This window comes from Streptosporangium sp. NPDC000563 (assembly GCF_040299985.1).
Classification (GTDB): domain Bacteria; phylum Actinomycetota; class Actinomycetes; order Streptosporangiales; family Streptosporangiaceae; genus Streptosporangium.
In genome coordinates this window covers 94,994-115,317 of sequence record NZ_JBEPDA010000016.1, presented here as the reverse complement: position 1 = coordinate 115,317, position 20,324 = coordinate 94,994, and the positions used below count along the sequence as shown (strand labels likewise).

The window sequence follows — 20,324 nt, the reverse complement described above, 5'->3', positions numbered from 1 at the left end:
GCCCCGGCCTGCTCGGTGCTCGGTGCTCGGTGCTCGGTGCTCGGGACGAGCTTCAACATTTCCGTCACCAACGCCTCATTGGCGATATCGCCCGGTAGTCGTGGAAGGATCGCATCGTGCAGGACCGTTCCGCGTTTCCTCCCGGCCCAGAAGGACCGGGCCTTCACGCTGCAGGTGTTGAGTGAAGAACCTGCTCGACCGGATCAACACCCCGTCCAGGGCCGTCGTTCTGGCGTTCCTCGCGGTGGTCCTCACCGGTACGGGGCTCCTCTCGCTACCGGTCGCGGTCGCGGCGGGTGAGAGCGTCTCGTGGACGTCGGCCCTGTTCACCGCCACCTCCGCGGTGTGCGTGACCGGGCTCGCCGTGCACGACACCGCGACGCACTGGTCGTTCTTCGGCGAGATCGTGCTCATGGTGCTGATGCAGATCGGCGGCTTCGGGATCATGACGCTCTCCTCGATCCTCGCGGTGATCGTCTCGGGAAAGCTCGGTCTGCGCGCCCGTCTCAACACCCAGGCCGAGACCAAGACCCTCGGTCCCGGCGACGTGCGAAAGGTGATCGTGGGGGTCGCCAAGGTCACCCTGGTCGCCGAGGCGCTCACCGCCGCGGTGCTCGCCGCCCGCTTCATGATCGGGTACGGGGAGCCGTTCGGCCGCGCCGCCTATTACGGGATTTTTCATGCGATCTCAGCGTTCACCAACGCCGGATTCGCGCTCTGGCCGGACAGCATGATGAGGTTCGTCACCGATCCGTGGATCTGCCTCCCGCTCATCACCGCGGTGGTCGCCGGAGGTCTCGGCTTCCCCGTCTACGCCGTGCTGCGGCAGAACTGGCGCCGCCCGGCGCGCTGGACACTGCACGCCAAGATCACACTGGGGATGACCGCCGTCCTGCTGTTCGGCGGGGCGGTGGCCATCACCGCCACCGAGTGGAACAACCCGGGAACGCTGGGACCCCTCTCCCCCGGCCTGCGGATCATGGCCGGGTTGTTCCACAGCACGATGACCCGCAGCGGCGGCCTGAACTCCGTGGACACCTCCCAGATGAGCGAGAACTCCTGGCTCATCAGCGACGTGCTGATGTTCATCGGAGCGGGCAGCGCGAGCACCGGGGGCGGCATCAAGGTGACGACGTTCGCGCTGCTCGGATTCGTGATCCTCGCCGAGTTGCGCGGCGAGCCCGACGTGTCGGCGGGCCGCCGCCGCGTTCCCGAGCAGCTGCAGCGGCAGGCGCTCACGATCGCCCTGCTGAGTGTGGCGTCGGTCGCGATGGGCACGTTCGCCCTGATGACGGTGACACCGTTCAAGCTCGACCGCGTACTGTTCGAGGTGGTCTCCGCCTTCGGCACGGTCGGGCTCTCGACCGGGATCACCGCCGACGTCGGCACCGTGGGACACCTCATCCTGACCATCCTGATGTTCGTCGGACGGCTCGGTCCGGTGACCCTGGGCGCCGCGCTGGCACTGCACGTACAGACCCGTCGGTTCCGATACCCGGAGGAGCGTCCCCTCGTTGGTTGACAGGAAGGGCCGCAGCGACGCGGTCGTGGTGATCGGCCTCGGCCGGTTCGGCGGCGCGCTGGCGGCGGAACTCGTGAGCCGCGACGTCGAGGTGCTCGGCGTCGACAGCGACCCCAAGAACGTGCAGCACTTCTCCGGGCGGCTCACCCACGTGGTGTGCGCCGACTCCACCGACCCCGACGCCCTCGAACAGCTGGGCATCAGGGAGTTCGGCAGGGCCGTGGTCGGCATCGGCACCGACATCGAGGCGAGCATCCTGACCACCTCGATCCTCACCGACCTGGGAGTGGCCGACATCTGGGCGAAGTCGATCAGCCTGCAGCACAGCCGGATCCTGCGGCGGGTCGGCGCGCACCACGTGGTGCAGCCGGAGCACGACATGGGCGAGCGGGTCGCGCACCTCGTCACCGGGCGCATGCTCGACTACGTCGAGGTCGACGAGGACTACGCCATGATCAAGACCCTCGCGCCCCGGTGGGCCGACGGCAAGAGTCTGAGCAGCCTGGGCATCCGCAGCGAGTACGGGGTCACCGTGGTCGGGATCAAGAAACCCGGCGGCAGGTTCACCTACGCCACCTCCGACACGGTGATCCACAACGGCGACACCCTGCTCGTGGCGGGCGACACCGACAAGGCCGAGCGGTTCGCCGAGGAGACCTGAGCGCGGGAACGCGCCGGTGCGGACCGGAACTCGGCCCCGTCGCGCACCGGCGGGTTCCCGCCGCACCGCCTACCGGGCGGTGCAGGTCACCCCGGTGGGGGCGGTGTTGGCCCCGGACCAGGCGCCGTTGAACCCGAAGGAGGTGCTGCCGCCCGAAGACAGCGCGCCGTTCCAGGACAGGTTGACCACGGTGACGGCCGAGCCGCTCGCGGTGTGCGAGCCGCTCCACAGCTGGGTGATGGTCTGGCCGCTGGGGAAGGTCCACGCGACGGTCCAGCCGGTGAGCGCGGCGGTGCCGGTGTTCTTCACCTCGACGTTGGCTCCGAAGCCGCCGTTCCACTGGTTGGTGACGGTGTAGGTCGCGGCACAGGCCTTTCCGGCCGGCGTCGGGGTCGGCGTCGGAGTCGGAGTCGGAGTGGGCGTCGGGGTTGGAGTGGGCGTCGGGGTCGGGGTCGGGGTGGGCGTCGGTGTCGGCGTCGGGCCGCTGGTGCCGGCCTTTTCGGCCGTCCAGGCGCCGACCCAGGCCAGGACCGCGTTCCAGTTGATGGCGACCTCGTTCACCGACCAGGCGTCGATGTCGTCCAGGTAGCACTTCTGCGGCCGGCAGCCGCTGAGGCGCTGCTGGGCGACCGGGTCCTCCAGGCCGCTGTTGGGACCGCCCGCCAGGGCGCCGGGCGGCGCGATGGGCAGGGAGGAGTTGATCTGGTTGGCCCAGAACCGGTGGTGGACGTTACGGGAGGGCTTGTCGCCGTAGCCGGTGACGTAGGAGTAGCCCGTCGGGTTGCGGCCGAGCTGGTACGCCATCGTCTCGAACACCCCGGTGCGGAACCGCTCGGCGCCGGAGAAGTCGTGGGCCAGGGCCAGCACGACGGTGTTGTTGAGGATCAGGTTGTTGGACCCCCAGATGTAGCCGCCGCCGGACGGCTGGAAGGGCACCGGGTAACCCTGGCCGCGCATCACGTTCAGCAGGCCGTCGGCGGCCGAGACGAAGGAGGCCCGCAGCTGCTGGCCGATGGAGGAGGTCAGGCCGTTGGGCACCAGCGCCAGGGTGATGTCGCCCAGGCTGCCGACCTCCGCCCACAGGGCGCCCTCGTTCGTGAAACTGCGTCCGTAGTACAGCGAGGAGGAGGTCAGGTCGGTGCGGTAGGCCTGCTTGCCGGTGGTGGTGTACAACTCGGCGGCGGCCCAGTAGAACTCGTCGGTCACCTTGCCGTCGGCGTAGGAGCCGCCGCCGGTGCCGTCGGAGGCCGGGGCGAACCGCGAGGGGTTGGCCTTGGCCGCGGCGTAGGCCTTCTCCGCCGCGGTCAGGCAGCGGGCGGAGAACGCGGAGTCGATGGACGCCCACACCCGGGCGCACTGGGCGGCCGCGGCGGCCAGGTTCAGGGTGGCGGCGGTGCTGGGCGCCGACAGCACCCGGGCCTCGGGGTCCTGGGCGGGCAGCAGCGGCAGCCCGGTCCAGTTGGCGTCGTGGATCTTGTGGTGGGCCATGCCGGCCAGCGGGCGGCCGTCGGGGACCTGCATCTTCAGCAGGAAGTCGATCTCCCAGCGGGCCTCGTCCAGGATGTCGGGCACGCCGTTGCCGCGCTCGGGGATGGACATGGTGCCGTCGGCGAAGGCGCCTGTGTCGGCGCCGGGGATGTTCCTGGCCCGCTCGTAGGTGTTGACCAGCTGCCAGGCGGACATGCCGCCGTTGATCACGTACTTGCCGTGGTCGCCGGCGTCGTACCAGCCGCCGCGCACGTCCAGCCGGTAGCCGCAGTCGCTGCGGCACGGCACGTTGTTGTCACCCTGGTTGGGAGAGACGTTCAGGTGGCCGGCGGCGCGGGCGTACTGGCTTCCCCCGGCGTACTGGGAGGTGATCGCGATGCCGCTGCGCTGGTGGTAGAAGAACGCCAGCGCGTCGTAGGGCAGCTTCTTCCAGGCGGCGGTGCCGATGTCGAAGGGGTGGCTGGACTCGTTGTTCACCGTGAGCACGTAGTTGGTGCCGGTCCCGGTGTAGGACGAGAAGTCGATCTTGTGGACGGAGTCGCCGGAGGGGGAGTCGGCGCCGAAGACGGTCGTGGTGCCACTGGACACCACCTGGTCGGAACCGTTCAGCAGGCTCCAGGTCAGCGGTGATCCCGAGTTGCTGATCACGGTCGCCTGCTTGGCCGCGTCGGGCGCGTAGGCGACCTGGTTGACCTTGATGTTCTGGCCGAGCGCCGGTCGGACGACGGCATGGGCGGTTCCTGTGGTGACGGCCGCGGTGATCGATGCCGCGGCCAGGGCTACGGCCAGCGCCGCCGCCGACAGCCGAATCCGGCCTGACGTGTTCACGTGGAGTCCTCTCGGCCTGTACTGCGTGGGCTTCGCATCTTGGAACCCTCAGACCGGGAAAAGACAGTCACCACCATCGAAGAGAACGCTTCACGCAGCTCACAGCGATGTTTCCGGCGAATGACCGTGTAACTTTCATGGGGTTCCAGCGATTCGCGGAACCGGGGCGTGACCGCTTTTCCCACGGCCCGCACACATCTCCCCGCGTCCCCGCCGGGAGGTCACGTTCGCGCACATCACCAAGCCGACCGGCTCCGGGACCCCCGGGAAGGCCCGGCGGGCTCGGCGGGCCCGGCGGGCCATTGGGCCCCCTGAGCCCCCGCAGGGCGGCTCAGCCGGTCTCGGACGCCTCTCCGCGCTCCCTGATGAGGGCGGCGAGCTCGCGGACCTGGCGGACGGCACGGTCCTTCTCCGAGCCCTGCAGGCCCATCGCGCCGACCGTGGCCCCGTCGGTGAAATCGATCTTCGCCCAGGGCTCGTGCTCGATCAGGGTGACCCCGAGCACCTCGGGCCACTCGTAGCGGTGCACCCGCAGCGGGTTGACGACGGTGACCCCCTGCTCGTCGGCCTCCACCCGGACCCGTCCCAGCAGGTGCAGGACCCCGGCGACCACCCCGCCCAGCGCGATCATCGCGATCCTGTCGGCCAGGGTGAACTGCTCGGACAGGAAGATCGCCATCAGCACCGCGCCGAACATGATCAGACCGGCGAAGCCGTAGGCGGCGATCCGTCCCCTCTTGGGCCGCCACACGACGGGCAGCGGGGGCGGGGAGACGCTCTCCTGGCTCACTCTCAGATCACGATCCTTCGGAAAACCACCGGCAGGAACGGCTGTGACAGCTGGTCACGACGCCGTTGGCAACCTACCGCACGGCCCCGCCGCACCGACCACGAGGCACGGTGGAGCGGGGCCGCGAGCGATCTCTAGGAACGGAGTTCCCGCAGCAGCAGCGCCGTCTCCAGCGCGGCGACGGTGGCCTCGTAGCCCTTGTCCTCGTGGCTGCCGGGCAGGCCCGACCTGTCGAGGGCCTGGTCGAGGGACTCGCAGGTCAGCACGCCGTTGCCGACCGGGACCTCCTCGTCCAGGGAGATCCGGGTCAGGCCCGAGGTGACGGAGTCGCACACGTAGTCGAAGTGGGGGGTCTCACCGCGGATCACGACCCCGAGGGCGACGACCGCGTCGTACTTCCTGGCCAGGACCTGCGCCACGACCGGGATCTCCAGCGATCCGGTCACCCGCACCACGGTCATCTCCGCGCCGCTGTCCCTGCCCGCCTGCTCGGCCCGCGCCACGAGCTGATCGGTGATCTTCTCGTGCCACCGGGCGGCGACGACGCCGACGGTCAGCCCCTTCGCCCGCACGGCCTCGGCCGCCGGCCGTCCGACCCCGCTCACGCGATCACTCCGTGCCCGCTGCCCCGCTCCGCCCGGTGCACCCGCTCACTCATGCGCCCTCCCTGGGAATCTCGTGGCCGAGGCGGTCGCGCTTGGCCGACAGGTATTTCTCGTTGTGCGGGTTCATCGCCACCGGCATGGGCTCGCGGCCGAGCACCTTGATGCCGTAGCCGTCCATGCCGCGCAGCTTGGCCGGGTTGTTGGTCAGCAGCCGGATCGACTTCACCCCGAGATCGGCGAGGATCTGCCCGGCGTTGGAGAACTCCCGCGCGTCCACGGGCAGACCGAGCTCCAGGTTGGCGTCGACGGTGTCGCTGCCGGCGTCCTGGAGGCCGTACGCCCTGAGCTTGGCCAGCAGCCCGATGCCGCGCCCCTCGTGCCCGCGCAGGTAGACGACCACCCCTCTGCCCTCGGCGGCGATCCGCGACATGGCGTGGTCGAGCTGCACCCCGCAGTCGCACCGCAGCGACCCGAGCACGTCGCCGGTCAGGCATTCGGAGTGCGCCCTGACCATGACGTTCTCGCCGTCCTCGATGTCGCCGAGGACGAGGGCGAGGTGCTCTCCGCCGTCCAGCGAGCTCGCGAAGCCGTAGGCCCGCCACTCGCCGTACCTGTTCGGCAGCCGTGTCTCGGCGACCCTGGTCACCATCCGCTCGGTGCGGCGTCTGAACTCCACCAGCTGCTCGATCGAGACGAGCGCCAGATCGTGCTCGTCGCAGAAGTCGCGCAGCTGCGGCAGCCGCATCATGGTGCCGTCGTCGTTGACGACCTCGGCGAGCACGCCCGCCTCGCTCAGCCCGGCGAGCCTGGCCAGGTCCACCGACGCCTCGGTGTGGCCGCGCCTGGCCAGGACGCCGCCCTCCCGGTAGCGGAGCGGGAAGACGTGTCCTGGCCGCACCAGCTCGGCCGGCTCGGTCGCCGAGTCGGCCAGCGCGCGGATCGTGCGGGCCCTGTCGGCGGCGGAGATGCCGGTGCTCACCCCGTCCCTGGCGTCCACGCTGATCGTGTACGCGGTGCGCAGGCGCTCCTTGTTGTCGTAGACCATCAGCGGCAGGCCGAGCCTGTCGAGGTCCTCGCCGCGCATCGGCACGCAGACCACGCCGCTGCTGTGCCGGATGGTGAAGGCGAGCAGCGCCGGGGTGGCCCTGGAGGCGGCGAAGATGATGTCGCCCTCGTTCTCGCGGTTCTCGTCGTCGACGACCACGACGGCCTTGCCCTCGCGGATGTCGGCGATCGCGCGCTCGATCGGATCCAGCTTGATCACGAGGCCTCCTCGGGGGCGGGCACGGCGCTCCGGACGGATTCACCGGCCGGGACGTACGCCCCGACGAGCTTCTCCACGTGCTTGGCGATCACATCGACCTCGAGGTTCACCGGGTCTCCCGGCCGCTTCGCGCCCAGGGTGGTGAGGCTCAGGGTGGTGGGGATCAGGCTGACGGCGAAGCCTCCGGAGCCGACGCCCATCACGGTGAGGCTGACGCCGTCGACGGCGATCGAGCCCTTCTCGACCACGTAGCGGTCGAGCTCGGGCGGCAGGGAGATGTGGACGACCTCCCAGTGCTCGGCGGGCTCCCGCGACAGCAGGACGCCCGTCCCGTCCACGTGGCCCTGGACGATGTGGCCGCCCAGTCGCTGGTCGGCGCGGACGGCGCGCTCCAGGTTGACCGGGGAGCCGGGTCTCAGCGCGCCGAGGGAGCTGCGGTCGAGGGTCTCCTTCATCACGTCGGCGGTGAACACCTCGCCCTCCACGTCCACCACGGTGAGGCAGACGCCGTTGACGGCGATCGAGTCACCGTGCCCGGCGTCCGAGGTGACCGTTTTACCGCGGATCGAGAGCCTGGCCGCGTCGGTCAGCGGCTCGATTCCGGCGATCTCTCCCAGTTCTTCGATGATTCCGGTGAACATTCACAACTCCTTGCGGGGGACCGCCCGGACGGCCGGGCTCGGGAGAGGCGTCCGGGACGCCCAGGGACGCGGGCCGGGGGGCAGAAGACCGACAGAGCGTGTCCCAGGAAGGCGGGGCGCGCTCGGGAAGCTCAGGAAGGGGGAAATGCCGATGTGCCCGGACCGTGAACGGCCGGGCGGGGAATACGGGAAATGCGGGGAATGCGGGGAATGGTGGGGGCCGACGGCGCCGCGCCCGTGAGGGGCACGTCCGACCGCCTGGCGCGTCCGCGCCGGATCAGTCACCCGAGGTCTCCTACTCGCCAGTAGCTTTTCGCCACGGCGGGCCCCGGGGGATCAACGGATGCGTACACCCGATCGGTGAAGGGTGCCCGAAGACACTCCTTCACCCGCGCGCTTCCTCCCATCCGGACTTTAACCGTCGGTCCTGGAGTTTCACCAGGTCAACCGGTCGATGGCTTCGACCGGGTCGCGGACTGTAACCGCCGGCTCGGAATTTCACCGACCCCGGAGCACGCTGCTCTGCTTTTCTCGTTCGATCGAAGGGCACACCGCGGACGGCTCACCCTCCTCTACCAGTGTGCCATGTCCGGAAAACCGGACGACACGCTCTTCCATCATGTGGAACAAGCGAGCACTTGGTCGAGTTACGCCGCGCGCTCGGCGACCGCCTTCCGCGCCTTCAGCGCGTCCGGGGAGTAGCGCACCTGCTCGGGCACCAGGCCGATCCCGGCGTGCAGGGCCCGCAGGGAGGCCGTCGCCCACAGATCGCCCAGCGGGGTGGCGGGCAGGCCGTACAGCCTGCGGGCCCAGCGCGGCAGGGTCGCGAAGGCGAGCCCGGTGATGAGGGGGAACATCGGCTTGAGAGCGGTCAGGCGCGCCGGGAGCGGCGCGTTGAGCGACCGCAGGAGCGGGTGGGCCACCTCGGGGACGAAGTAGAGGCCGGGGCGACTGGCCCGGATGTAGTCGTCCATCTCACCGACCGAGCCGGGCACGTCCTCGGGACGAAGTCCGACCACCTCGGCCACCCGACGCCACTCGGCGACGAACCTGTCGGCCTCCCCGTCGGTCAGGCGCACTCCCGCGCGCCGGGCGACCGAGAGGTAGGAGTCGACCTCGCCGACGTGGACCCAGAGCAGCGCGTCGGGGTCGTCGAGGCGGAACCGCTCGCCGGTGTCGAGGTCGAGGGCGGTGAGGCCGGCATGGATCTTCCGAACCCTGGCTCCCGCCCGGGCGACCTCGGCGGTCGTGCCGTAAACGCGGACCCGGACGAACTCGGTGGTGCGCACGAAGCGGGACCACGCCTCGGCCGGGTCCATGAGCGCGGAGTTCTGCGCGACCCCGCGCATCGCCCGGGGGTGCAGCCCCTGCATGAGTAACGCGCGGAAACCGGCGACGAGCAGGATCCGCTCGCCCATCACCTTCCAGGTCACCGACTCCGGTCCGAACAGGCCGTGATCCATGCGTCGCCTCCCTCACACGTACTGACGACGTTACAGGAGGGGTCTAAACCCATATGTCCCGAATCTGCGACACAAGCGAGACGAGATCCGGGCAGGGGTGTCACGACCAGGTCATCAAAGTGTCACAGATCCGTGAAAACCACCATTTATGTGCGCCGATTCTTTCACTCCGCCCCCCCATCACGTCAACGGAATTGACGCTACGAACAGATGGAAATTACACAACGATAAAATGAGTAAGGAGCAGACCATTGATTTGACCTTCACTGCTTTGCGATGGTTCCAAGGATCAGGCTCAACCATGCTCGTTGGGAGCGCCCGCACGATGACCATCCCTGCACCAGCCGCGTCCACCACCGAGGACCCCCTCTCGGTGAAGGCAACGGAGACGGTGGGCCGTTCCCCCGGCCAGTTGATGTGGCTGCGCTTCCGTCGCGACCCCACCGGAATCGCCTCGGCCCTCGTGGTGATCTTCTTCTTCCTCGTCGCGATCCTCGCGCCGGTCATCTCCTGGCTCTACGGAAAGGACCCCTACACCCTCTACGGCCAGGACACCCCCGGGCTGCTGAACGACTTCGGCTACCCGGTGCTGCCCAACGGCGGTATGAGCTCGGACTTCTGGTTCGGCGTCGAGCCCGGCCTGGGCCGCGACGTGTTCATGCAGCTCGTCTACGGCATCAGGACCTCGCTGATGATCGCGATGGCCGCGACGCTGCTCATCTCGATGATCGGCATCGTGATGGGCATCGTCGCCGGGTACATCGGGGGCAGAACCGACTACTTCATCGGCCGCCTGATCGACATCGTCCTCTCGTTCCCCTCGACCCTGTTCATCATCGCGTTCATGCCGGTGGTGGAGAACCTCTTCGTCGACCCCTCGGAGGAGACGCCGGTCTGGCTGCGCGCGGTGACGCTCATCACCCTGCTGACGGCCTTCGGCTGGGCCGGCATCGCCCGGCTGCTGCGCGGCCAGGTGCTCTCCATGCGCGAGCGGGAGTTCGTCGAGGCCGCCAAGGTGACCGGCGCCTCCCCCGCGCGGATCATCTTCAAGGAGCTGCTGCCCAACCTGTGGACACCGATCCTGATCCAGTCGACCCTGCTGCTGCCCGCGATGGTGACCGCCGAGGCGGCCCTGTCCTTCCTGGGCGTCGGCATGATCGAGCCCATCCCCGACTGGGGCCGGATGTTCCTGCGGGGCACCGAGGTCTACCAGAACGACATCACCTACCTCATCTTCCCCGGCGCGGCTCTGCTCATCTTCGTGATCGCCTTCAACCTTCTCGGTGACTCGGTCCGCGACGCCTTCGATCCAAAGCTCAAGCGTTAGACCCGATAGGAGAGAGATGAAAGTCCGTACGCGGTCAGCGATGGCCGTACTCGCCATAGGCGCGCTCGCACTCACCAGCGCGTGCGCCGAGGGCAACCAGGGCGCCCCCGCCGCTCCCAGCGGTTCCGCCGGCGCGTCCGCCCCCGCCGCGGAGCCCTTCAAGCCGCCGACGATCACGGTCGGCACCGCGGAGGACTCCAAGGGTCCCGCCATCGAGCCGGAGGGTGTCGTCAAGGGCGGCACCGTCACGATGATCGACCGGGACGACTTCTCCCACCTGGACCCTGCCCAGCTCTACGTCAACACCGAGACGAACTTCTCCCTCCTGATCGCGCGTACCCTCACCGGCTACAAGCGCACCGACAAGAGCGAGTACAAGCTGGTCGGCGACCTCGCCACCGACACCGGCACCCCCTCCGACGGCGGCAAGACCTGGACCTTCACCCTCAAGGACGGGGTGAAGTGGGAGGACGGCACGCCCATCACGTCCGAGGACGTGAAGTGGAGCATGGAGCGGACGTTCGCCCCCTTCGTCACCCAGGGCCCGACCTACATCCAGCAGTGGCTCACCGAGGTCGACCACAAGAAGGCCTACCAGGGGCCCTACGACGGCAAGCGCCTCGACAGCATCGAGACGCCGGACGACAAGACGATCGTCTACAAGTTCAAGACGCCGCACGCCGACGCCAACTACGCCTTCGCCATGGGCGGCTACGGCATCGTCCCCAAGGAGAAGGACACCAAGGAGAAGTACGACAAGGCCCCCGTCTCCAGCGGCCCGTACATCATCAAGAACCACGTGGTCGACAAGTCCATCGACCTTGAGCGCAACCCGAACTGGGACCCGGCCACCGACCCGATCCGCGGCGCCTACCCCGACAAGTGGCGCCTGGAGTTCGGCCAGGAGAACCTGCAGATCACCGACCGCCTGATCGCGGACGCGGGCCCGGACCAGACAGCCTTCACCTTCTACGCGACGGTCCCGCCGGAGCGTCTGCAGCAGGTGCTCGGCGACGCCAGCCTGGCCCCGCGCCTGATGAAGAGCCCCTCCCCGTACGGGAACTACTACTACTTCAACCTTGACCGGGTGAAGGACCAGAAGATCCGCCAGGCCATCAACTACGCGTGGCCGTCCAAGCAGATCCAGCAGGTCTACGGTGGCCCGCAGGCGGCCGCGCTGCCGACCACCATCCTCAACGAGAACACCACGGTCGGCTACCAGCCCTACGACCTGTTCGGCAAGGAGGCCAAGCCCGAGGGTGACATCGAGAAGGCCAAGCAGCTGCTGGCCGAGTCGAGCAACCCGACGCCGACCATCGTCTTCGCCCACAACCAGACGCCGCTCCAGGAACAGATCATGGTCGTGATCAAGAGCGCCCTGGAGAAGACCGGCATCAAGGTCGTCGCCAAGCCGCTGGACCGCAAGACCTACTACGACTCCATCGGCCTGGTGAAGAACGAGTTCGACATGTACTGGGGTGGCTGGGGCGCCGACTGGCCGTCCGGCTCGACGGTCATGCCCGTCATCTTCGGCCCGATCGCCGACGGTGCGCCGAACTACGCGCACCTGAAGGACGAGGCGCTCACCAAGGAGATGGACGAGATCACCGCGATGACCGACATCGACGCCCAGAACAAGGCGTGGATGGACCTGGACAAGAAGATCCAGGAGACGATCACCCCGCTCGTGGTCGCCGAGAACCGGATCGCCAACACCCTGCACGGCTCCAAGATCGGCGGCGCGGAGATCGACCCGCAGTCGTGGGTCGTCCAGCCGAACAGAATCTTCGTGAAGCCGTAACGCCCACGAAGCCTTAGGAGACACCGGCGGCCGTGGCCTCGCGGGAGGGCGACACCTCCTCCCGCGAGGCCACGGCCAAGGGGCCGTCGGCCCCAGCAGCGGTCCCAGCCACCTCGGGAAACAGGCAATGCTTCCATTCATCACTCGCCGCACGCTCGGCGCCGCGGTCACGCTTCTGATCATCTCCGCGGTCACGTTCTTCCTCTTCTTCGCCGTGCCCGCCGACCCGGCGAGGCTCGCCTGCGGCAAGGTCTGCCCGCCCGAGCTCCTGGAGCAGGCGCGGCACAACCTGGGACTGGACCAGCCCCTGTTCGCCCAGTTCGTGGCCTGGCTGGCCGGTATCTTCGTCGGCCGCGACTACGAAAGCCTGGGCCACTGCCCGGCCCCCTGCCTGGGTTACTCGTTCGTCAACCGCGAGCCGGTGTTCGAGACGATCCTGGACCGGCTGCCGGTCACCGTCTCCCTCACCATCGGCGCGGCGATCGTCTTCCTGCTCTTCGGCATGGCGACCGGCATCGTCGCGGCCCTGCGCCAGGGCAAGCCGCTGGACAAGATCGCCAGCGTGGCGTCCCTCATCGGCGCCTCCGTGCAGATCTACTTCATCGGCACGCTCGCGCTCTACTTCCTCGTCTACAAGAACCAGATCCTCCAGCGGCCCCAGTACCTGCCGTTCACCGAGAACCCCGTCGCCTGGGCGAGCGGGCTCGCGCTGCCCTGGGTGGTGCTGGCGATCATCTTCACCGCCAACTACACCCGTATGACGCGCTCGACGATGGTGGAACAGCTCAGCGAGGACTACGTCCGCACCGCGCGGGCCAAGGGCATGTCAGGGCGGAGCGTGGTGCTGAGATTCGCCCTGCGCGGCACCCTCACCCCCATCATCACGATCTTCGGCGTGGACCTCGGCACGCTGATCGGCGGCGCGATCATCACCGAGACCACCTTCGGGTTACAGGGGCTCGGGCGGCTCTCCATCAAGGCCGTCGACAGCTCCGACCTGCCCATGCTGATGGGGACGGTGCTCGTGGCGGCCGCCGCGATCGTCTTCTTCAACATCGTCGTCGACGTCCTGTACGCCTTCATCGACCCTCGCGTCCGGCTGAGCTAGGAGTTCTGAAAAAGTGTCAACTCCCTTCCTCTCGGTCCGTGACCTGACCGTCGACTTCCACACCGAGGACGGTGTCGTCCACGCGGTGGACGGGCTCTCGTTCGACGTCGAGAAGGGCACCACCCTGGGTGTCGTCGGCGAGTCCGGGTCCGGCAAGTCGGTGACCAACCTGACCGTGCTCGGCCTGCACAACCCGGAGACCACCAAGATCAGTGGGGAGATCCGGCTGGACGGCGAGGAGCTGATCGGCGCCTCCAACTCCACCATGGAGAAGCTGCGCGGCAACAAGGTCGCGATGATCTTCCAGGACCCGCTGACCTCGCTCTCCCCGTACCACACCATCGGCAGGCAGATCTCCGAGGTCTACCGCAAGCACACCGGCGCGAGCCGCGCCGAGGCGAGGGACCGCGCGATCGAGATGCTGACCCGGGTCGGCATCCCCCAGCCGAAGACCAGGGTGGACGACTATCCCCACCAGTTCTCCGGCGGCATGCGGCAGCGCGCGATGATCGCGATGGCCCTGGTGTGCGACCCGGACCTGCTGATCGCCGACGAGCCCACCACCGCCCTGGACGTGACCGTGCAGGCCCAGATCCTGGACCTGCTCAAGGAGCTCCAGGACCAGACGGGCGCCTCGATCATCCTGATCACCCACGACCTCGGCGTGGTCGCCAACACCGCGCACGACGTGCTGGTGATGTACGCCGGGCGGGCGGTGGAGCGCGGGACCGTGAGAGAGGTCCTCCGCGAGCCCCGCCACCCCTACACCTGGGGTCTGCTCGCCTCCATGCCCCGCCTGAGCGCCCCCGTGGACGTGCCGCTGCGGCCGGTCCGCGGCACCCCGCCGAGCCTGATCAATGTTCCCTCCGGCTGCCCCTTCCACCCCCGGTGCGACTACATGGAGCTGGCCGGTCCCGAGCTGTGCCGCTCCGAGCGGCCGGAACTGTCCCCGCACCGCGGCCACGGCGACGCGTGCTACCTGACCCTCGCCCAGAAGAGGGAGATCCAAAAGTGAGCGAGACAACCGGTGAACCCCGCGGCGAGGCGCTGCTGGAGCTGTCCGGCCTGAAGAAGCACTTCCCGGTGATGGGCGGTCTCGTCTTCAAACGCCAGGTGGGCAAGGTCCACGCGGTGGACGGCATCGACCTGACGGTGCACGCCGGCGAGACGCTCGGCCTGGTCGGCGAGTCCGGCTGCGGCAAGTCCACCGCCGGGCGGCTGGCGTCCCGGCTGCTGGAGCCCACGGCGGGCAGCATCAGGTACGCCGGGCGGGAGATCGGCCACGCCACGCGCAGAGAGCTGAAGCCGATCCGGGCCGAGATCCAGATGATCTTCCAGGACCCGTACTCGTCGCTGAACCCCCGGCACACGGTGGGCAGCATCATCGGCGGTCCGATGGAGATCAACGGCATCAACCCCCCCGGCGGCAGGGAGAAGCGGGTCCGGGAGCTCCTGGAGATCGTCGGGCTCAACCCCGAGCACTTCAACCGCTTCCCGCACGAGTTCTCCGGCGGCCAGCGGCAGCGCATCGGGGTGGCCCGCGCGCTCTCCCTCGACCCCAAGCTGATCATCGCGGACGAGCCGGTCTCCGCCCTCGACGTCTCCATCCAGGCGCAGGTCGTCAACCTGCTCCAGCAGCTTCAGCGGGACCTGGGCATCGCGTTCCTGTTCATCGCGCACGACCTGGCGATCGTGCGGCACTTCTCCCAGCGGGTCGCGGTCATGTATCTCGGCAAGATCGTCGAGGTCGCCGACCGCGCCTCCCTGTACGAGCGCCCCCGTCACCCCTACACGCACGCGCTGCTGTCGGCGGTGCCCGAGGTGCTGGAGGACGAGGCGCCGCGCGAGCGCATCCGCCTGGCCGGGGACGTGCCCTCCCCGATCAACCCGCCGTCCGGCTGCCGCTTCCGCACCCGCTGCTGGAAGGCCCAGGAGAAGTGCGCGACCGAGGAGCCCCCGCTGCTCAGGCTGGAGGGCAACAGGGAAGGTCACCTGACAGCCTGCCACTTCCCCGAGGAGCCGACCGTGCACGGCGAGGACGTGGTGCTGGACCCGGCGCTGCAGACCTGACGGTCCCGCGCCTCGCCGCGCCTCGCCGCGGGACGCCTGGCCCGCGGCCGCGGACCCGGCGGTCCGATGGCGGCGTTTCCCCCGATCCTCACCGTTTTCCGGCACCGGCCGCCACCTCGGCGGCCGGTGCCGTCGGCTCGACGGCTCAACGGCCGCCCGCGGGGTGAATCGACGGCCGGCGGTCCAGCGCCGGGTGATCCGGTGGTCAGCGGCTCGGCGGCCGGCCACTCACGACTCGGCGGAGGTGGCGAGAGCGCGCAGGCCGTCGACCGCGCGGGCCGGGTCCTCCGCGCCGTAGACGGCGTTGCCCGCCACGAAGACGTCGGCCCCCGCCTCCGCGCAGCGCTCGATCGTCGTGTCGGAGACGCCGCCGTCCACCTGGAGCCAGACCTGCCCGCCGTGCCGGCCGATGAGTTCGCGGGCCCTGCGGATCTTGGGCAGCACGATGTCGAGGAACCTCTGCCCGCCGAAACCGGGATCGACGGTCATCACCAGCAGCATGTCGATCTCGCCGAGCAGGTCCTCGTACGGCTCGACGGGGGTGGCCGGGTTCAACGCCAGGCCCGCGCGAGCGCCCGCCTGGCGGATCTGGCGCAGCGTACGCACCGGGGCCTTGGCCGCCTCCACGTGGATGGTCACGCTCCCGGCACCGGCCTCGGCGTAGCCGGGTGCCCAGCGATCCGGGTCTTCGATCATGAGATGGCAGTCGAGTGGCGTCGAGGTCGCCTTGAGCAGAGACTCGACGACCGGCAGCCCGAGGGTGAGGTTGGGCACGAAGTGGTTGTCCATGACGTCCACGTGCAGCCAGTCGGCGTTGGGGACCGCCGCGGCCGCCTCGGCGAGGCGGGCGAAGTCGGCGGACAGGATGCTGGGCGAGATCTGTACGGCCATGATTGGCCGATTCTAGCGGCGGGCCCCCCTCCTCCGTCCGGCTCGGGTCCGCGACGCCCAGGACCGCGCGGCCGAGGGGCTACCGCCTGTCGCCCGGTCCCCCGTTCTCGCCGCTCCCGCCGGAGGCCGGCGGCAGGTCGCCCGGCCCGCCGCCCGCACCAGGAGGAGGCGGAAGGTCGTCCGGCCTGTTCAGCTCGCTCTTGAAGACGCGCAGGGAGCGGCCCACCGACCTGGCGGCGTCGGGCAGTCTCGCGGAGCCGAACAGCAGCACGAACACCGCCGCGATGATGAGCAGTTCGGGCAGTCCCAGGTCGGCCATGGGACGACCTCCTTTCGATCGGGCGTCCCCGTCTCCGGAGTCTGCCGGAGGACGGGGTGCGCCGCCGTGCCGCCGACGGTCGACGGTCCGGGCGGGTCAGATGTCGATCCGGACGCGGTATCTCTCCAGCCAGGCGTTGAACTGGAGGAGTCCCTCCAGCGACGCCCTGCCTCCTCCAGGGCCGCCGCCCGCCTCCGGCCGGTCGATCACGGCCCGTACCTTCTCCCTGTCGACGAACGGCGCGGCGGCGAAGTGGCCGCCGCCGAGCAGCCGGGCCGCCTCCGCGCGGACGGCCTGCTCGTAGGCGGGGTCCTGCGTCGAGGGGTAGGGGCTCTTGCGGCGTCCGACGACCGAGGGCGGCAGGACGTCCGCGGCGGCGGCGCGCAGCAGGCTCTTCTCCTGCCCGTCGAACGTCTTCATCGCCCAGGGGGCGTTGAAGACGTACTCCACCAGCCGGTGGTCGCAGAACGGCACCCGGACCTCCAGCCCGACGGCCATGCTCATCCGGTCCTTGCGGTCCAGCAGGATCTGCACGAACCGGGTGAGGTGCAGGTAGGAGATCTCCCGCATGCGCCGCTCCAGGCCCTCCTCGCCCGGTAGCCGGGGCACCTCGTCGAGCGCCCGCCGGTAGCTGTCGGCGCGGTAGCCGGGGATGTCCAGCTTGCGCATCAGGTCCTCGTCGAGGAGCGCCCCCACCCCCGCGAACCGTCCGAACCCCGGGGACGCCAGCCACGGGAAGGTGTCGGCGAAGACCGCCTCGGGGTCGAAGAACCACCGGTAGCCGCCGAAGACCTCGTCGGCGGACTCACCCGACAGCGCCACCGTGGAGTGACCCCGGATGGCGCGGAACAGCAGATGGAGGGAGGTGTCCATGTCCCCGATGCCGATCGGCAGGTCACGCGCCCTCAGGACCGCGGCGCGCACCGCGGGGTCCATGAGATCGGCGGAGTCCAGGACGATGTCGGCGTGCTCGGAGCCGATGTGCCGTACGACGTCGTGCACGTACGGTGTGTCGGGGGTGTCGCGCATCTCGTCGGGCGTGAAGTTCTCGCTGTATCCGGTGAAGTCGACGGAGAACGACCTGATCTTCCCTCCTCCCTGCCCCTCCAGCCCGAGCGCGGCGAGCGCCGTGATGGTGCTGGAGTCGAGGCCCCCGGAGAGCAGGGTGCACAGCGGCACGTCGGAGATGAGCTGCCGGGTGACGATGTCGTTCAGCAGTTCGCGCACGGTCCCGACGGTGGTGGTGAGGTCGTCGGGGTGCTCGCGGGCCTCCAGGTGCCAGTAGGGGCGCCGGCACAGGAAGTCGCGGGTCACCCGGACGGTGTGGCCGGGGCGCACCTCGTACATGCCCCGGTAGACGGCGTGTTCCGGGTTCTTCACGAAGGCGATCAGCTCGCGCAGGCCGTCGGCGTCGACGGCGGGCGTCCCGATCAGGGGGTTGGCCAGGATCGCCTTGGGCTCGGAGCCGAACAGCACACCGTTCGGGAGCGGGTGGTAGTACAGCGGCTTGATGCCCATCCTGTCCCGGACGAGCAGCAGCTCCTCGCGGCGGACGTCCCAGATCGCGAAGGCGAACATGCCGTTCAGCCGTTCGGGGAAGCCCTCACCCCATTCGAGGTAGGCCCGCAGGAGGACCTCGGTGTCGCTCCGGGTGGAAAAACGGTGGCCGTGGGCGATCAGTTCCGCGCGCAGCTCGACGAAGTTGTAGATCTCGCCGCTGTAGGTGAGGACCGCGAGTGTCTGCCCGTCCTCATCGGCGATCATCGGCTGGCGCCCGCCCTCGATGTCGATGACGGCGAGACGCCGATGGCCTATCGCGGCGTGCGGGGCGAGCCACAGCCCCTCGTCGTCGGGTCCGCGGCAGGCCATGGTGTCGGTCATGGCCTGCGCGATGGCCCGTGACTGTCGAAGATCGCGCTCGAAGTCCACCCATCCGCTGATTCCACACATTTCGCCACCCCGCATCCTGCTCGGAAGCAGTTACATTCAGGCGAACAGCCCTCAGTGTCGATATATGCCCAAATAATGTCCTCTGACCTGCGGTGATGATCTCATCCGCCCTCCTTCGCCAGGAGGGCGGCGTTCGTTCAGCGGCGGCGCAGCAGGGCGAGGAACATCGCGTCGGTGCCGTGCCGGTGCGGCCAGAACCGCGCGTACGGCCCCTCGCCCAGCCCCTCGACCTCGGGAAGCGGATCGCGGGCGTCCAGCGCCTCGACGTCGTCGCGGCGCCCCAGGACGTCACCGACCACGGCGACGGTCTCCGCCAGGTGCGGCGAACAGGTCACGTACGCGACGACGCCGCCGGGACGTACCGCGTCGATCGCCGAGTCGAGCAGGGCGCGCTGGATCCTGCCCAGCTCGGGAAGGCTCCGGGGATCGCGGCGCCAGCGGGCCTCGGGACGGCGGCGCAGCGCGCCCAGGCCGGTGCAGGGGGCGTCGAGCATGACCCGGTCGAAGACCCCCGGCCGCCAGGCCGGCGCGGTGCCGTCCGCGGTGATCACCGCGGCCTGCCGGGTCGTCTGCCACACCAGCCGCGCCCGGTGGTACTGCAGCTCGGCGGCGAGCAGGCGCGCCTCGCCCTTCCGGGTCGCGAGGGCGTCGAGCAGGCCCGCCTTGCCACCGGGACCCGCGCACAGGTCGAGCCAGCGGGAGTCGGAGCCCTCCAGCGGCACCCGCGTCAGGGCGAGCGCGACGAGCTGGCTCGCCTCGTCCTGCACGGCCGCGCGCGACTCGGCCACGGCGAGGATCGCACCGGGGTCGCCCTCGGCCAGGTAGGCCGCGTACGGGGAGTATCTGGCGGGTTCCGCGCCCGCCTCCAGAAGCTCGGCGACCGAGGAGCGGCCCGGGCGCGCGACGAGGGTCACCTTCGGACGCTCGTTGTCGGCCGCGAGCAGGGCGGCCGTCTCGTCGAAGTCACCGCCCACCGCGTCGCGCAGGGCGTCGACGATCCACCTCGGGTGGCTGTGGGCCACCGCCAGGTGACCCACCGGGTCCTCGGCCGGGTCGGGCGCCACGATCGGGATCCACTGCTCCAGAGAGCGGGTGGAGACCTTGCGCAGCACGGCGTTGGCGTACTTCGACGCGCCGATGCCCACACGCAGCCGCACCAGGTCGACCGTGGTGCCGACGGCGGCGTGCGGGGGCACCCGCGTTTTGAGCAGCTGGTGCACGCCCAGGCGGACGGCGTCGAGCAGCGGCGGGTCGACGTCCTCGGGCGCCCGGTCGCTGCAGGCCGCGATGACCTCGTCGTAGGTGCCGAGGCCGCGCAGGGTGCCGTAGGCCAGCTCTGTGGCCAGGCCCGCGTCGCGCCCGGAAAGGCGGCGCTCGCGCAGCAGCGCGGGCATCAGCAGGTTGGCGTAGGCGTCCCGCTCGTCGACGGCGCGCATCAGGTCGTACGCGGCGTTGCGCGCCTCGTCGCGGACCGGCTTGGGCGGGCGCCCGCCTCTGCCCCTGCCCCCGGCGCCTTTGCCCCCGGCGCCGCGTGAACCGCCCGCCGGGCCGTGACCCCCGCCGCGCGGGACGTTACGGCCGTTACCACTGCTCATG

17 protein-coding genes and 1 riboswitch are annotated in these 20,324 nt (G+C 69.7%); of the genes, 7 read left to right on the top strand and 10 right to left on the bottom strand.

Annotated features, from left to right (window positions below):
* Window positions 1-181 precede the first annotated feature (181 nt).
* Both ABT352_RS28805 and ABT352_RS28800 read left to right on the top strand, forming a co-directional pair.
* Window positions 182-1,522 (top strand): TrkH family potassium uptake protein, encoded by a 1,341-nt coding sequence (locus ABT352_RS28805; RefSeq protein ID WP_350948079.1) that lies wholly within the window; start codon window positions 182-184, stop codon window positions 1,520-1,522.
* Window positions 1,515-2,183 (top strand): potassium channel family protein, encoded by a 669-nt coding sequence (locus tag ABT352_RS28800; protein WP_350948078.1) that lies wholly within the window; start codon window positions 1,515-1,517, stop codon window positions 2,181-2,183. The genes ABT352_RS28805 and ABT352_RS28800 overlap by 8 nt, the downstream gene beginning before the upstream one ends.
* A 69-nt stretch (window positions 2,184-2,252) precedes the next feature.
* Here ABT352_RS28800 and ABT352_RS28795 read toward each other — a convergent pair whose 3' ends face one another.
* The 6 genes from ABT352_RS28795 to ABT352_RS28770 all read right to left on the bottom strand — a co-directional run bounded on the left by ABT352_RS28795 (window position 2,253) and on the right by ABT352_RS28770 (window position 9,262).
* Window positions 2,253-4,499, bottom strand: a complete 2,247-nt coding sequence (locus ABT352_RS28795) for a glycoside hydrolase family 9 protein (RefSeq protein ID WP_350948077.1) — start codon at window positions 4,497-4,499, stop codon at window positions 2,253-2,255.
* Between the two features lie 331 nt (window positions 4,500-4,830).
* Complete coding sequence (locus ABT352_RS28790) at window positions 4,831-5,289, bottom strand: PH domain-containing protein (RefSeq protein WP_350948076.1); 459 nt, start codon at window positions 5,287-5,289, stop codon at window positions 4,831-4,833.
* A gap of 134 nt (window positions 5,290-5,423) precedes the next feature.
* On the bottom strand, window positions 5,424-5,894 hold the full coding sequence (ribH, locus tag ABT352_RS28785; protein ID WP_350948075.1) for a 6,7-dimethyl-8-ribityllumazine synthase: 471 nt from the start codon (window positions 5,892-5,894) through the stop codon (window positions 5,424-5,426).
* Window positions 5,895-5,943: 49 nt separating this feature from the next.
* The gene (locus ABT352_RS28780) at window positions 5,944-7,158 is read right to left on the bottom strand and encodes a bifunctional 3,4-dihydroxy-2-butanone-4-phosphate synthase/GTP cyclohydrolase II (protein ID WP_350948074.1); all 1,215 of its coding nucleotides are present in this window, start codon (window positions 7,156-7,158) and stop codon (window positions 5,944-5,946) included.
* Complete coding sequence (locus tag ABT352_RS28775) at window positions 7,155-7,799, bottom strand: riboflavin synthase (protein ID WP_350948073.1); 645 nt, start codon at window positions 7,797-7,799, stop codon at window positions 7,155-7,157. The genes ABT352_RS28780 and ABT352_RS28775 overlap by 4 nt, the downstream gene beginning before the upstream one ends.
* A 389-nt stretch (window positions 7,800-8,188) precedes the next feature.
* Window positions 8,189-8,319, bottom strand: a riboswitch (FMN riboswitch).
* Window positions 8,320-8,446: 127 nt separating this feature from the next.
* Window positions 8,447-9,262, bottom strand: a complete 816-nt coding sequence (locus ABT352_RS28770; RefSeq protein ID WP_350948072.1) for an oxygenase MpaB family protein — start codon at window positions 9,260-9,262, stop codon at window positions 8,447-8,449.
* 325 nt (window positions 9,263-9,587) lie between these two features.
* On the opposite strand from ABT352_RS28770, the gene ABT352_RS28765 reads away from it, so the two are divergent.
* From ABT352_RS28765 to ABT352_RS28745, 5 genes are all read left to right on the top strand, one after another.
* Window positions 9,588-10,589, top strand: coding sequence for an ABC transporter permease (locus ABT352_RS28765; RefSeq protein ID WP_350948071.1), 1,002 nt, complete (start codon window positions 9,588-9,590; stop codon window positions 10,587-10,589).
* 16 nt (window positions 10,590-10,605) lie between these two features.
* Window positions 10,606-12,390 carry an ABC transporter substrate-binding protein gene (locus tag ABT352_RS28760; RefSeq protein ID WP_350948070.1) on the top strand — a complete coding sequence of 595 codons (1,785 nt, stop codon included), beginning with the start codon at window positions 10,606-10,608 and terminating at the stop codon, window positions 12,388-12,390.
* Between the two features lie 127 nt (window positions 12,391-12,517).
* A complete protein-coding gene (locus ABT352_RS28755) occupies window positions 12,518-13,498 on the top strand; it encodes an ABC transporter permease (RefSeq protein ID WP_350948069.1) in 981 nt (326 codons plus the stop codon).
* 13 nt (window positions 13,499-13,511) lie between these two features.
* Window positions 13,512-14,513, top strand: a complete 1,002-nt coding sequence (locus tag ABT352_RS28750; protein ID WP_350948068.1) for an ABC transporter ATP-binding protein — start codon at window positions 13,512-13,514, stop codon at window positions 14,511-14,513.
* Complete coding sequence (locus ABT352_RS28745; protein WP_502992898.1) at window positions 14,510-15,568, top strand: ABC transporter ATP-binding protein; 1,059 nt, start codon at window positions 14,510-14,512, stop codon at window positions 15,566-15,568. The genes ABT352_RS28750 and ABT352_RS28745 overlap by 4 nt, the downstream gene beginning before the upstream one ends.
* Before the next feature lie 228 nt (window positions 15,569-15,796).
* Here the strand turns inward: ABT352_RS28745 and rpe are convergent, their stop codons facing one another.
* From rpe to ABT352_RS28725, 4 genes are all read right to left on the bottom strand, one after another.
* Window positions 15,797-16,459, bottom strand: coding sequence for a ribulose-phosphate 3-epimerase (rpe, locus tag ABT352_RS28740; protein ID WP_350948067.1), 663 nt, complete (start codon window positions 16,457-16,459; stop codon window positions 15,797-15,799).
* A gap of 79 nt (window positions 16,460-16,538) precedes the next feature.
* Window positions 16,539-16,778 carry a twin-arginine translocase TatA/TatE family subunit gene (locus ABT352_RS28735; RefSeq protein ID WP_350948066.1) on the bottom strand — a complete coding sequence of 80 codons (240 nt, stop codon included), beginning with the start codon at window positions 16,776-16,778 and terminating at the stop codon, window positions 16,539-16,541.
* 96 nt (window positions 16,779-16,874) lie between these two features.
* Window positions 16,875-18,728, bottom strand: coding sequence for an asparagine synthase (glutamine-hydrolyzing) (asnB, locus tag ABT352_RS28730; RefSeq protein ID WP_350948065.1), 1,854 nt, complete (start codon window positions 18,726-18,728; stop codon window positions 16,875-16,877).
* A 137-nt stretch (window positions 18,729-18,865) separates the two neighbouring features.
* Window positions 18,866-20,323 carry an RsmB/NOP family class I SAM-dependent RNA methyltransferase gene (locus ABT352_RS28725; RefSeq protein ID WP_502992897.1) on the bottom strand — a complete coding sequence of 486 codons (1,458 nt, stop codon included), beginning with the start codon at window positions 20,321-20,323 and terminating at the stop codon, window positions 18,866-18,868.
* Window position 20,324 lies beyond the last annotated feature (1 nt).

Excerpts from the sequence above, each read along its gene's own strand:
- ABT352_RS28775 (WP_350948073.1), bottom strand. The coding sequence starts at position 7,799 with ATGTTCACCGGAATCATCGAAGAACTGGGAGAGATCGCCGGAATCGAG.
- ABT352_RS28770 (WP_350948072.1), bottom strand. The coding sequence starts at position 9,262 with ATGGATCACGGCCTGTTCGGACCGGAGTCGGTGACCTGGAAGGTGATG.
- ABT352_RS28765 (WP_350948071.1), top strand. The coding sequence starts at position 9,588 with ATGACCATCCCTGCACCAGCCGCGTCCACCACCGAGGACCCCCTCTCG.
- ABT352_RS28760 (WP_350948070.1), top strand. The coding sequence starts at position 10,606 with ATGAAAGTCCGTACGCGGTCAGCGATGGCCGTACTCGCCATAGGCGCG.
- ABT352_RS28755 (WP_350948069.1), top strand. The coding sequence starts at position 12,518 with ATGCTTCCATTCATCACTCGCCGCACGCTCGGCGCCGCGGTCACGCTT.
- rpe (WP_350948067.1), bottom strand. The coding sequence starts at position 16,459 with ATGGCCGTACAGATCTCGCCCAGCATCCTGTCCGCCGACTTCGCCCGC.
- ABT352_RS28735 (WP_350948066.1), bottom strand. The coding sequence starts at position 16,778 with ATGGCCGACCTGGGACTGCCCGAACTGCTCATCATCGCGGCGGTGTTC.
- asnB (WP_350948065.1), bottom strand. The coding sequence starts at position 18,728 with ATGTGTGGAATCAGCGGATGGGTGGACTTCGAGCGCGATCTTCGACAG.
- ABT352_RS28725 (WP_502992897.1), bottom strand. The coding sequence starts at position 20,323 with ATGAGCAGTGGTAACGGCCGTAACGTCCCGCGCGGCGGGGGTCACGGC.